The 13,577-nt window shown below is 39.8% G+C and carries 9 protein-coding genes; 8 read left to right on the top strand and 1 reads right to left on the bottom strand.

From position 1 onward, the window contains the following. Window positions 1–54: 54 nt before the first annotated feature. Window positions 55–333, top strand: coding sequence for a hypothetical protein (locus tag ACO1O5_RS18570; protein WP_486272901.1), 279 nt, complete (start codon window positions 55–57; stop codon window positions 331–333). A 3-nt stretch (window positions 334–336) separates the two neighbouring features. Here ACO1O5_RS18570 and ACO1O5_RS18565 read toward each other — a convergent pair whose 3' ends face one another. Beyond that, window positions 337–828: a DinB family protein gene (locus ACO1O5_RS18565; protein ID WP_486272899.1), complete on the bottom strand. Its 492-nt coding sequence runs from the start codon at window positions 826–828 to the stop codon at window positions 337–339. A 173-nt stretch (window positions 829–1,001) separates the two neighbouring features. On the opposite strand from ACO1O5_RS18565, the gene ACO1O5_RS18560 reads away from it, so the two are divergent. From ACO1O5_RS18560 to pbpC, 7 genes are all read left to right on the top strand, one after another. Continuing rightward, a complete protein-coding gene (locus tag ACO1O5_RS18560) occupies window positions 1,002–1,454 on the top strand; it encodes a GNAT family N-acetyltransferase (protein WP_486272897.1) in 453 nt (150 codons plus the stop codon). A gap of 8 nt (window positions 1,455–1,462) precedes the next feature. Further along, window positions 1,463–2,728, top strand: coding sequence for an NADP-dependent isocitrate dehydrogenase (gene icd, locus ACO1O5_RS18555; protein ID WP_486272895.1), 1,266 nt, complete (start codon window positions 1,463–1,465; stop codon window positions 2,726–2,728). Between the two features lie 60 nt (window positions 2,729–2,788). After that, window positions 2,789–4,018 carry an NADP-dependent isocitrate dehydrogenase gene (locus ACO1O5_RS18550; RefSeq protein WP_486272893.1) on the top strand — a complete coding sequence of 410 codons (1,230 nt, stop codon included), beginning with the start codon at window positions 2,789–2,791 and terminating at the stop codon, window positions 4,016–4,018. Between the two features lie 346 nt (window positions 4,019–4,364). After that, window positions 4,365–4,733 (top strand): response regulator, encoded by a 369-nt coding sequence (locus ACO1O5_RS18545; protein ID WP_486272891.1) that lies wholly within the window; start codon window positions 4,365–4,367, stop codon window positions 4,731–4,733. Between the two features lie 97 nt (window positions 4,734–4,830). Next, complete coding sequence (locus tag ACO1O5_RS18540) at window positions 4,831–10,428, top strand: MG2 domain-containing protein (RefSeq protein ID WP_486272889.1); 5,598 nt, start codon at window positions 4,831–4,833, stop codon at window positions 10,426–10,428. A gap of 20 nt (window positions 10,429–10,448) precedes the next feature. Further along, entirely contained in the window at window positions 10,449–11,288 is an 840-nt protein-coding gene (dinD, locus tag ACO1O5_RS18535; RefSeq protein ID WP_486272888.1) for a DNA damage-inducible protein D, read from the top strand. A gap of 102 nt (window positions 11,289–11,390) precedes the next feature. Beyond that, the coding region (gene pbpC, locus ACO1O5_RS18530; protein WP_486272886.1) for a penicillin-binding protein 1C at window positions 11,391–13,577 on the top strand (2,187 nt) is incomplete at its 3' end.

Raw genomic sequence — 13,577 nt, 5'->3', positions numbered from 1 at the left:
CACTATATTAGATAGAAGCTATTGATCAATATTTTTTAATCAAAGAAAATTACAATGGATAAAAGCGAAAAATTACACCTGATGGAGAAAATACTCCGTGAACTGGATGATGTAGCCAACAGCCAAACCTCCTTATTGAAAAAAGTGGCTCAGCTTGAGGCAGAAAATATTAATCTCGGAAACAGGCTACTTGAAAAACAACTTCCCGAAATTCATTCAAAGACAGATGATGCATTAAATGCAGCTATTAAATTACAGGCAGAATTCACTGAGTCGAAAGATAAATTTATTAAAGACAATAGCCTGAGCGAAGTGCTTCCCGAAGCAAAGTGACATTCATTTCTTCCTGCTAAAAACTATAAAATCTGTCGCTGGAATTTTTTCAATTCCATTCTGTCTCATTATAGTTACCAATTGTCCGCGATGATAAGTCTGGTGATTAAATAAGTGAAGCAGCATTTCATAAACCGGCTGTTTAAAATATTCCTTTTTTGAATTATGGTATGCAAAAACATGGGTAAAATTAATTTCATTGGCACTTGAAATCCAGTCGTGCCATTGTTTCGAAAGAAAAATAAGCTCCGCGGCAAGAGTTTCAAAATTGCCATCGAAAGTTTTGCCCGGCCATATCGGGTGTTCTACCAATTTCATGCGTTGCCACCATAAACTTTCTACGTCCATTAAATGCAGAACTGTTTTATAAATACTCGAAAAACTACTTGGCGTTTCTTTATTAATTACATCTTCCTTCAATTGGGCGATTCTTTCGGTAATTATTTTATTTGCCCAAATATTGTATGCAGCATATTGTTGTAATAGTTGCTTCATGTTTTTACTACTTTTGCCAAACTTAATTATTCATTTTTTTATTTTGGTTTATTAATTATACACATGCCTTTACATAACGATTTTCTTTTGGAGATCGGATTTATAATAATGAGTGTTGGAAAATATAGAAGATATCTTAAATGATTTAGATCAGGACCTTAAATAACTTATGAATGAATGCAATAATTCGAAGGGCAGAAAAGAAAGACCTTGTCAGGTTAATGGAGCTAATACATCAGTTGGCTGTTTTTGAAAGGGCGCCGCAGGAAATGACGGTGACCTTGGAGCATTTTGAGGAAAGCGGGTTCGGCGAAAACCCTGTTTGGTGGGCACTTGTCGCGGAAGTTGATGGCAGAGTGGAAGGCTTTGCTTTGTTTTATATTCGATATTCTACCTGGAAAGGGAAGCGTATGTATCTTGAAGATATCTTAGTAAATGAAGAATTAAGAGGCAAAGGAATCGGTAAATTATTATTCGATAAGATAATTGAAGAAGCAAAAGAAAGAAAATTGAATGGAATTGTTTGGCAGGTGCTTGATTGGAACGAACCAGCTATCAATTTTTATAAAAAATACGAGGGAGTAAATTTTGACAGTAGCTGGCTAAATTGCGCCATTAATTTTTAAAATACTTTATGTCAGATAAAATAAAAATGGGAGGTGACGGCCTGTTAATCGTACCCGATAAACCAACAATACCGTTTATCGAAGGCGATGGAATTGGCCCCGATATATGGAAAGCCAGCGTTCGTGTCTTCGATGCTGCTGTTCAAAAAGCTTACAATGGTAAAAGGAAAATTAAATGGATGGAAGTACTTGCGGGAGAAAAAGCGTTTAACCGTACAGGTGAGTGGATGCCCGCAGCTACAATGGATGCCTTTAAAGAATATGCCATAGCCATTAAAGGCCCGCTTACAACGCCTGTAGGAGGTGGTATACGCAGCCTCAATGTAGCTCTACGGCAGGAACTGGATTTGTATGTAAACCTCAGACCGGTAAGATATTTTGAAGGAGTGCCGTCTCCCATGTGGCAGCCCGAGAAAGTCAACATGGTAATCTTCAGGGAAAATACTGAAGATATTTATGCAGGAATAGAATTTATGACCGGTACTCCTGAAGCGAAGAAGCTATTGAAGTTTTTACAGGAAGAGTTGAACATAAAAAAAATTCGTTTTCCTGAAACATCCTCCTTTGGAATAAAGCCAGTGAGTAAAGAAGGCTCTGAGAGATTAATACGTTCTGCCATTGAATACGCAATCGCCAATAAATTGCCATCGGTAACCTTTGTGCATAAAGGAAACATTATGAAATTTACGGAAGGCGCTTTCAAAAACTGGGGCTATGAACTGGCCGCACGTGAATTTGGTAACGACGTGTATACCTGGAACCAGTGGGAAGCCACTAAAAAGGAAAGTGGAGAAGCGGTGGCTAATGAAGAAATGCGCATTTCACGCATTGGCGGTAAAATTCTTATTAAAGATGCCATTGCGGATAATTTTTTACAACAAGCCTTATTGGCCCCGCAGGATTACTCAGTTATCGCAACTTTAAACTTAAATGGCGATTATATAAGCGATGCCTTAGCTGCACAGGTTGGTGGAATTGGTATTGCGCCCGGTGCCAATATAAATTTTTTAACCGGCCATGCGGTGTTTGAAGCAACCCACGGAACAGCGCCCAGGTTCGCCAATACTAATACGATGAATCCGTCATCGGTAATCTTGAGCGGAGTAATGATGTTCGACTATATGAACTGGAAAGATGCAGGCGAACTGGTAACTAACGGTCTTGCTAAAACGATAAAAAACAGGAAAGTGACGATAGATTTCTATAACCTCATGAAAGACGCGACATTGCTAAAAACCAGCGAATTTGCTGATGAAATAATTAGGAATTTGTGAGCATGCTGAACAATATTTTCTAAAAATCTTAATTGAATCTTAAACAAAACTTAGAACTAAATGACAAAGATTAAAGTAAACAATCCCGTAGTAGAACTTGATGGAGATGAAATGACAAGAATTATATGGAAATTTATAAAAGACAAATTAATACTTCCATATGTCGATGTTGAGATAAAATATTTTGATCTTGGCATGGAACACAGGGACGAGACTAATGACCAGGTAACGGTTGACGCAGCCAATGCCATCAAAGATTGCGGAGTGGGAATAAAATGCGCCACCATTACTCCTGATGAATTAAGAGTGAAGGAATTTAAATTAAAACAAATGTGGAAAAGCCCTAACGGTACCATTAGAAATATATTGGATGGAACCGTTTTTCGCGAGCCAATTGTTATAAAAAATATTCCAAGATTGGTTCCAAACTGGACGGCGCCGATTATAGTTGGCCGTCATGCCTTTGGTGATCAGTATCGAGCAACAGACACTGTCATAAAAGGTAAGGGAAAGCTTACGATGAGTTTTACACCAGAGGATGGAAGCGAGCCGCAAACTTTCGAAGTATATAATTTTAAGGGCGATGGCGTTGCATTATGCATGTATAACACCGATGAAAGTATTATGGGTTTTGCAAGAAGCTGCTTCAATATGGCGCTGAGCAAAAAGTGGCCTTTGTATCTATCTACAAAAAATACAATTCTTAAAAAATACGACGGTAGATTCAAAGATATTTTTGAGAATATTTTTGAAAATGAATTTAAAGCTCAATTTGATGAAGCGGGAATTACTTATGAACACCGCTTGATAGATGACATGGTTGCCAGCGCTTTGAAATGGCATGGCAATTTTGTGTGGGCTTGTAAAAATTATGACGGCGACGTGCAAAGTGATACGATCGCCCAGGGCTTTGGCTCATTGGGTTTGATGACTTCTGTTCTAATTACGCCCGACGGTAAAACGATGGAGGCTGAAGCTGCTCACGGCACTGTTACCAGGCATTACCGGGAACACCAAAAGGGAAATTCTACCTCAACAAATCCCATAGCGTCTATTTTTGCCTGGACAAGAGGTCTTGCATTCAGAGGTAAGTTGGACAATAATGAAGCATTGGTTAATTTTTGTAACACGCTGGAACAAGTGTGTATCGAAACAGTTGAGAGTGGTAAAATGACTAAAGATCTTGCCGTGTGCATTAGTGGAAACAAGGTTTCGCACGGAACAGATTATTTGTATACTGAGGAATTTTTGGAGGCCATCAATAAAAACCTGGAAAGTAAATTGAAATAATATTTGTCATTTCACAGAAATCTTTTTCTAAAATCTTCTTTCGGAATAAATTTTGATGATAGTAGTATTCGAAATTTCAGGTTTAAGTCATTTCAAGACTTTTAAAATATAGTGTTTTGGATATTAATGCCCGTTTTTAGTCAGCGGGTTTTTAATTTCCATACGATTGCTTTCAATCGATATGTAGTTCTAACCAACACCTTATAAGAAAGGCCGCAATGTGCAAAAGAAATAAAATTCCTATATTGAAAACCAAACCAGATCAAATATGGTGAAAATGTTTGCTATAGAGCGTCAAAAAAGTTCGTCAGTTTTCATCGTTATAATCTGGTAATAGAAATGTAATATGTCCAAAATTCTTGTTGTTGATGATGATACAGATATTTTATCTGTGATGGAAATCCTTCTGACGATGAAGGGATTTGAAGTAGATGTGACTACCAGGGGGGAAAATACGTTTTCGAAAATTGAAACATTTAAGCCAGATCTTATTTTGTTAGATGTTCTTATTTCAGGTCACGATGGCAGAACCATATGTAAGAAGTTGAAGTCTGCCAAAGAAACCATGCATATTCCCATCATTATGTTTTCTGCTCATCCCGGCGCCGCCGCAACTATTGCGGAATATGGCGCCGACGATTTTATAGCCAAGCCTTTCGACGTAACCAATCTTCTGCAAAAAGTAAACCACCAGCTTAGTTTAAGTAGCAATTGAATTCGTACCTGGTTCCCTTAAATTACTTCCAACCACGAAGTTATTGATTGGTTTACTTCATAAAAATTAACGACTTTTATTAGAAATCATTCTACCAATGGATTTCAATAAATTTATCACTCTTAAGAAAACTATAGCTGGATTATCTCTTTTTTCATTTTTCTTTCTGATCATTTTTTCTTCCTGTAATAAGAAAAATAAGTTGATAGAAGTTGATCCTTCATTTAGCCAATATATTGAAGGATATACTTCAGGAATTGTTTCTAAAACCAGTACCATAAGAATTAAACTGGCAGCAGACGCTTCTACTACACACCCAATTGGAGAAGATGCTGATAAAGATCTTTTCAGTTTTTCGCCATCGGTAAAAGGAAAAGCGATTTGGCTGGATGCACGAACGATCGAATTTAAGCCGGATGACAACCTGGTTCCCGATAAATTATACAAGGTAACCTTTGAGCTTGGTAAAGTAACACAGGTTGCTGCCAGGTACGCTGAATTTAATTTTAATATTCAGACAATTAAACCAGCATTCACTGTAACTGATTTTGGTTTAAGAAGTAATGGACAAAGAGATAAAATGACATTGTTGGGTGAAATCGAAACTGCAGACATTGAAGACAATGCATTGGTTGAAAAAATATTGACCGCCACAGAAAATGATAAGGCGTTACAAATTAACTGGCAACATAACGGTGCCGCCAAGACGCATAACTTTACCGTTGCTTCAATTGAAAGAGGAAGTGTAGCCCAAAAATTGAGTTTGAGTTGGAATGGTAAAGCATTAAGTATTGATAATACTGGCAGCGAATCAATAGAAGTGCCTGCAGTGGGCGATTTTAAGGTGCTGAATGTAATGGCAATGAATGATGCTGAACAATATGCCTCCATTCAATTTAGCGATCCCATTGCTGCCGGCCAGGAACTTACGGGCCTCATAACGATAACCAACCAATCCGATATTACTTATAGCATTAATGGCAGTGAAGTGAAATTATATACTGGTGATAATCTGAATGGCGATTATAGCATTAACGTAAACCCCGGAATAAGAGATAGCTGGGGCGATACGTTGCAAAAAGGATATACAGCAAACATATTTTTTGAGAATCGCTTGCCGGCTGTAAAAATTCAGGGCCGCGGAAATATATTGCCTAATTCGGGGCATTTGGTGCTTCCATTTGAGGCAGTTAATTTAAATGCGGTTGATGTTAGTATTATTAAGATATATGAAAACAATATTCCACAGTTTTTGCAGGGTAATGATTTAAATGGTGAAGAGGATTTACGCCGTGTAGCCGTACCCGTTGTACAAAAAACGTTACGGCTTGATGACGATAAAACCCTGGATCTTCATAAAAAGCAAAGCTTTTCATTGGATATAGATAAGTTTTTAAAAACCGAGCCGGGCGCCATTTACAGGGTAACCATCGGCTTCAGGCCTGATTATTCTTTATATACCTGTCATGCCGACTCATCGGCTAATAAAGAGGATGATGAAGATAATTATAATGATTATTATGAAAGCGATCAGCAAAATACAGTAGATGATAATGATGAATTCTGGAAGCGCTATAATAGTTATTATCCTTATGGATATAATTGGAAACAACGGGATAACCCTTGCTCAAAATCTTATTACAATAAAGATCGCTGGGCAACACGAAATGTCATTGCATCCAACATTGGTCTTACGGCAAAAAGGGGGACAAGCAATACTATTACGATTGCCGTTTCAGATATTTTAACAACCAATCCACTTCCAAATGTTGAACTGCAGGTGCTCGATTACCAGCAACAAATAATTGCAAAAGCAAACAGTGACAACAATGGATTTGCAACTTTTGATTGCAAACGAAAACCCTACCTCATTATAGCGAAGTTGAATGATGAAAAAGGTTACCTGAAAGTAGATGATGGCAGCAGCCTTCCGTTGAGTCGTTTTGATATTTCCGGCGAAGAAGTTAAGAACGGTATTAAAGGATTTGTATTTGGTGAGAGAGGTGTTTGGCGCCCCGGAGATTCTATGTACATCAATTGTATTGTGGAAGATAAAGATGGAAAGTTGCCAAAAGATCATCCCGTGCAGTTTGAACTATACACACCGCAGGGGCAGTTGTATAAACAAATGGTTCAAACGAATGCCAATGAAGGTTTTAATGTTTTCAAAACAAAAACCCAACAGAATGCACCGACAGGCAACTGGCTTGCTAAAGTTAAAGTAGGCGGAGCTACGTTTGAAAAAAGAATTAAAGTGGAAACCGTAATGCCTAACCGCCTAAAAATAAATTTAGATTTTGGAGCAAATCCTTTACTCGGTAAAAATGCCTCCAACAGTGGTGTACTTTCTGCAAGCTGGTTATTTGGTGCTACCGCAAAAAATTTAAAAGGAAAAATTGACGCATCATTATTTGCGAACCGGACCGCATTTCCAAAATTTGCCGGTTACGATTTTGATGATCCAACCACGAAATATTCCACCCAAACCAAAACGATTTTTGATGGTACCCTGGATGATGAAGGCAAGGCAACCGTAAAGGCCAACTTCGAAACTGACGATAACGCCCCGGGAATGCTGAACGCTAATTTAGCAGTGAAAGTTTTTGAACCCGGTGGAAGTTTTAGTGTTGATAATGTTACGATTCCCTATAGCCCATACACAAGTTATACCGGTGTAAAAATGCCTGAGGGAGAAAAGCCCTGGGGATTTTTATTGACGGGAAAAACGCATACCGTCCAAATTGTTGACGTAGACAATCGTGGAAATCTTCTCACGGGAACCCAGGATGTGGAAGTACAGTTTTACAAAATTCAATGGCGCTGGTGGTGGGATAACAGTGGTGATAACCTAAGCAATTTTACCCAGGACAAATACAATAAGCTGATAAAGACTGAAAGCGTTGAGTTAACTAACGGTACAGGTAAATGGAATTTTAATGTAGGTGACAATGAATGGGGCCGCTATCTTGTTTTGGTGAAGGATGTAAAAAGCGGCCATGTTACAGGAGATATCGTTTATATAGACGGCCCGGATTGGCAAAGCCGCGATAATACCGATGATCCCACTGCTGCCTCCATGTTATCATTTACGGCAGATAAGGATAAATACAATGTTGGCGATGATGTTACGCTGACGATACCCAGCAGTAAGGGTGGCCGTGGTTTGGTTAGCATTGAATCCGGCAGTAAGGTACTACGTTCTTTTTGGGTACAGACTGACCAGGGGCAAACGGTAGTAAAATTTAAAGCGGAGGAATCTATGTCGCCGAATATTTATGTGAACGTAAGCCTGCTGCAGCCGCATGCACAAACGTTAAACGATTTACCCATAAGAATGTATGGGGTATTGCCGATAATGGTTGAAAATAGAAATACAGTTTTGAAACCGGTAATAAGTATGTCAGGAACCATTCAGCCTGAAAAGCAGGCATCTATTTCCGTTAGTGAACAGAACGGGAAAGAAATGACCTACAGTATTGCGATTGTTGATGAAGGATTACTTGATCTTACCCACTTTAAAACGCCTGATCCGCACGGCTATTTTTATGCGAAAGAAGCATTGGGCGTAAAGAGCTGGGATTTGTACGATTATGTGATTGGCGCATGGGGCGGCAACCTGGAACGAATTCTTACCATAGGAGGTGATGAAGGGAACAATGGTCCCATTCAACCCAAAAAAGCCAACCGGTTTAAACCTGTTGTCAAATATCTGGGACCCTTTCATCTCGATAAAGGAGAAAAAGCAACTCACAATTTTATTTTACCTCAATATATAGGTTCCGTAAGGGTGATGGTAATTGCGGCTAATGATGGCAGTTATGGAAGCGCTGAAAAAGCCGTTGCCGTAAAGAAGCCATTGATGCTGCTGGCTACGGTGCCTAGAGTCCTCGGCCCGGAAGAGACGATAAAAATTCCGGTGACCGTTTTTGCGATGGATAATAAAATTAAGAATGTGCATGTTACGCTGCAAACAAATCCTTTCCTGGAAATAACGGGAGCCAACTCCCGGGAAGTGAATTTTGCACAGACTGGTGAACAGATGATTTATTTCGATGTGAAGGTGAAGCCCGACGTTGGAATTGGAAAAGTAAAATTGGTTGCTGCGAGTGGTGGTGAAAAAGCTGATTATGATGTGGAACTTGATGTGCGTAATCCTAATCCGTTTGTAACAAGCGTTAGCGCTCAAACGCTTTCCGGTGGGCAGCAGTGGAATACCACAGTCACTGCAATTGGGACAGTTGCCAGCAGTAAAGCAACGCTTGAAATTTCAAGTATCCCTTCAATGAATCTTGAAAAGAGACTGGACTACCTGATTGAATATCCGCACGGATGTATTGAACAAACAACATCGGCGGTATTTCCGCAACTGGTGCTAAACCAGTTAACCGATTTATCAGATTATCGTAAGGCGCAGATTGATAGAAATATAAAAGCCGGTATTGAAGCACTGCGTAATTTTCAACGTAATGATGGTGGGTTTAGCTATTGGCCCGGCGGACGCGAAAGTGACGAATGGGGAACGAACTATGCCGGTAATTTTTTACTGGAAGCACAACAAAATGGTTACACCGTTGGTGAGCAATTGTTGCAGGAATGGAAATTATTTGAACGCAGCAAAGCAACCTCGTGGATACCGACGACTAATAATTTTTACGGCGGCGATCTTACACAGGCGTACAGGTTGTACTTACTGGCCTTGGATAAATCTCCTGAGCTGGGTGCCATGAACCGGCTGAAAGAATTTAAATATATTTCTCCGGAAGCGAAGTGGAGACTGGCTGCGGCTTATAAGCTGGCGGGTCAGGACAATACCGCCTTACAGATGATTAGCGGACTGCCCACAACTTTTAATACCGATCACAGGCCGGGGTTCACTTATGGCTCCGATTTAAGAGACGAAGCCATGGTTCTCGAAGCACTAACGTTGCTGGGCAGACGCACTTTGGCGTCTGATCTGGTGAATACCATAGCCGCCCATCTTTCTGAAGATACCTGGTACAGCACACAGACAACTGCTTATTCACTAATTGCTATTGCAAAATATTGCGGTAAAAATCCATCCGGGGCAAAAATAATGGCGGGTGGCACTGTAAACGGGAAAGCAATCAATATCAATTCATCTTCTTACGTAACGCAAATGCCGGTTGATATTAGCAAGGGCACTGCTAAAGTAACGGTAACGAATAAAGGTAGTAATGTCTTATATACAAGAATCATTTCTGAAGGCCAGCCTTTAACCGGCGAGAACCTGCAGGTGCAGAACAATCCTGCCATTCTTGGGTTGAATGTTACATACCTAACAAAAGATATGAAACCTATCGATGTTTCTAAAATGATGCAGGGCACAGATTTTATTGCAAAAGTTACGGTTAGAAATCCCGGCAGGCGCGGCTATTACGAGCAAATGGCCCTTACCCAGATTTTCCCAAGCGGCTGGGAAATTTTAAATACACGAACGCAGGATGTTGAAAGCGCCTACAAATCCTCGCCATTCGATTACCAGGATATAAGAGACGACCGGGTGTACACGTACTTTGATTTAAATGAAAATGAAATACGCAGCTACTATATTCAACTGAATGCGGCGTACCTAGGCAAATATTTTTTACCGGGAACGTATTGCTCAGCGATGTATGATAATAGCATTAATGCGGGAGTGAATGGGAAGTGGGTTGAGGTGGTGAAAGCTCCATAAGCAATTAAATAAATTATAACATGAAAAAAGAACAAATTCACCAACTCTTTGAGAAGTTCGAGAGTGCGTGTTATATCTATAAAAGTGTTGAATGCTGGAGTGCAAGAGAATTGCAGATCATTTTTAATTATACCGATTGGCGCAATTTTTTAAAAGTGATTGACAAAGCAAAGGAAGCCTGCAGAAATAGCGGGGGAGACGTTTCTCATCATTTTGTTGAAACCAACAAAATGATAAAATTAGCCAAAGGAGCCCAACGTGAAATTGAAGATATTGCTCTTACAAGGTATGCCTGTTATCTTATTGCTCAAAATGGGAATGCCACAAAAGCCGAAATTGCTTTTGCACAGACTTATTTTGCCGTACAAACACGAAGACAGGAAGTAATTGAACAAAGACTCCTTGACATAGCAAGGGTAACCGCAAGAGAAAAATTATCAAAGTCTGAAAAGAAACTTTCCGGTATTATATACGAAAGGGGTGTAGATGATAGAGGGTTTTCTATCATCCGCAGCAAAGGCGACAAGGCGCTGTTTGGAGGGTTTACTACCAGCGACATGAAGGTGAAATTGCAAGTCCCTCGTACCAGGCCTTTAGCAGATTTCTTGCCCACGCTTACTATTAAAGCAAAAGATTTTGCAACTGAACTTACCAGTCATAATGTGACAGAAAATAACCTGAAAGGACAAAATACCATTTCAAAAGAACATGTTGACAATAATCTTGCAGTACGAAAAATGTTAATAGAAAGAGGCGTAAAACCAGAGCAACTTCCTGCATCTGAGGATTTGAGGAAAATTCAACGCAGGTTAGAAAGCGATGAAAAGCAAGTTATAAAAGACGCAAAGAAAAAGAAATAAAGCCTCCAAAAAGCAGGGAAGTTTATGGAACTATTTTTAATAGAAAATAATTACAAAACATTCGTTGTTTGAGTTCGAAACTTCCGTGCATTATAAATCCCAATGTCAAAAATCCCTCTTACAATAAAGCTTCTCTTCGCAACAGCAATTGGTTTATATACCTGGTTTTATTTCTGCCTTCCTTCAAAATTATTTAATGTACCTACCTGTTTTGTTATTGAAGACAAGGACGGCAACTTGTTAAACGCGTCTATTTCAGCCGATGGTCAATGGCGTTTTCCTTATGACGAAAATGTGCCTGATAAATTTATTAAGTGCATCACCACATTTGAAGATAAAAGATTTTACAGTCATCCCGGGGTTGATGTAATGGCATTCGCAAGGGCGGCGTTAAGAAATTTAAAAAGTAAAGAAGTGGTGCAGGGAGGCAGCACACTAACGATGCAGGTTATGCGCTTAAGCCGGCATGAAACAAAAAGGAATATCTGGGAAAAAATTATTGAAAGTGTTCAATCTCTCCGGTTAGAATGTAGCTATTCCAAAAAGCAAATTATGGCTTTCTATGCATCCGAAGCGCCTTTTGGGAGCAATGTGGTTGGCCTCGATGCTGCATCGTGGCGGTATTTTGGGCAAGGCCCTGAAAAATTAAGTTGGGGCGAAATGGCCGCATTGGCTGTATTGCCGAATGCACCTGCGCTGGTGCATCCGGGTAAAAACAGGGAAGTGCTTTTAAGAAAAAGAAATGCATTGCTCGATAAATTGCAGGCTGATAACATCATTGATAAGTCTGCTTGTTATCTTTCAAAATTAGAACCCCTTCCGGGTGAACCTGTTTCTTTACCTCAGCTTGCTCCACATTTGCTGCAACGTTTTAAAGAAGATGCGCATGTAAACAAGAGCCTGCCCTCAAAATTAAAAACGACATTAGACATTAATCTTCAAAAAAATGTTATTAATATTTTAAATCAGCATCACAATGTTTTAAAAGGGAATGGAATTAATAACGCTTGTGCCTTGGTGCTGGATGTTGAAACCGGAAATGTTTTAGCTTATGTTGGCAATATTTATAATCCATCCAATCCCGAATTGGAAAGTGATGTAGACGTAATAAAGGCGCCGAGAAGTCCCGGCAGCGCTTTAAAGCCAATTTTATATGCGGCAATGTTTAGTGATGGAATGATATTGCCCAACTCGCTTGTGCCTGACATTCCCACGCAGATTGGCGGATACGCTCCGCAAAATTTTGATTTAAGTTTTGATGGTGCCGTTCCCGCATCACAAGCATTATCACGTTCTCTTAATATTCCGGCGGTAAAATTGTTGCAGAAATATAAATACCAGCGATTTTATGATTTACTAAAACAACTTGGCTTGACAACGTTGAATCGCCCCGCTGATAATTACGGCCTCTCGTTAATTCTTGGAGGAAGCGAAGTAACCATGTGGGACCTTGCCGGAATTTATGCGGGTATGGCACGCACTTTAAATCACCAGAAAAAAAATAGTGGCCTGGCTTTAAAGGAAGATTTTTATGCACCCAATTATTTCGCAAAAAACAACCCTGTAAAAAAATCTGGGGATGATGTCATTAATTCTTTAGATGCAACATCTATATGGTTTGCTTTTGCTGCAATGGAAGAAGTGATGCGGCCGGGTGAAGAAGGATTGTGGCAGGAATTTTCTTCAGCTCAACAAATAGCATGGAAAACAGGAACCAGCTTTGGTTTCAGGGACGCTTGGGCTATAGGTGTTACGCCAAAGTATGTAGTTGCAGTGTGGACAGGCAATACTGATGGCGAAGGAAGGGCGGACCTCATTGGTGTGCAAACTTCGGCGCCCATTATGTTTGATATTTTTAGGGAACTGCCTTCCTCAAAATGGTTTGCGAAGCCGCAGAACAATTTTGCTTTTATTCCTGTGTGCAGGCAAAGCGGTTTCAGGGCAGCTATTGATTGTCCCGAAGTTGATACGATCATGGTTTCAAAAAACGGGTACAGGTCGCCGTTATGCCCATATCATAAATTGATTCATTTAGACCCGACAGGCACTTACAGGGTTAATGAAAGTTGTGAATCTCCGTCTAAAATGATCCATAAAAGCTGGTTTGTCTTAACGCCGGCTATGGAATGGTACTACAAGCAAAAGAATCATGATTATAAACCTTTGCCTTCGTTTAAGCCTGGCTGTGAGGTTACCGAAACAGGTAAACAACTGGAGATAATATATCCGGTTCAGAACGCGAAAATTTATGTGCCGTTGGAAATTGATGGCAAGCGGGGAAAAACTATT

The sequence above is a fragment of the Ginsengibacter sp. genome (assembly GCF_057362405.1).
The sequence above is the reverse complement of the archived record's forward strand: the minus strand, read 5'-3'. Positions and strand labels throughout refer to the sequence as shown.

Bases quoted from the DNA above. Each gene is read 5' to 3' on its own strand.
- ACO1O5_RS18570 (WP_486272901.1), top strand. From the start codon at position 55: ATGGATAAAAGCGAAAAATTACACCTGATGGAGAAAATACTCCGTGAA.
- ACO1O5_RS18565 (WP_486272899.1), bottom strand. From the start codon at position 828: ATGAAGCAACTATTACAACAATATGCTGCATACAATATTTGGGCAAAT.
- ACO1O5_RS18560 (WP_486272897.1), top strand. From the start codon at position 1,002: ATGAATGCAATAATTCGAAGGGCAGAAAAGAAAGACCTTGTCAGGTTA.
- icd (WP_486272895.1), top strand. From the start codon at position 1,463: ATGTCAGATAAAATAAAAATGGGAGGTGACGGCCTGTTAATCGTACCC.
- ACO1O5_RS18550 (WP_486272893.1), top strand. From the start codon at position 2,789: ATGACAAAGATTAAAGTAAACAATCCCGTAGTAGAACTTGATGGAGAT.
- ACO1O5_RS18545 (WP_486272891.1), top strand. From the start codon at position 4,365: ATGTCCAAAATTCTTGTTGTTGATGATGATACAGATATTTTATCTGTG.
- ACO1O5_RS18540 (WP_486272889.1), top strand. From the start codon at position 4,831: ATGGATTTCAATAAATTTATCACTCTTAAGAAAACTATAGCTGGATTA.
- dinD (WP_486272888.1), top strand. From the start codon at position 10,449: ATGAAAAAAGAACAAATTCACCAACTCTTTGAGAAGTTCGAGAGTGCG.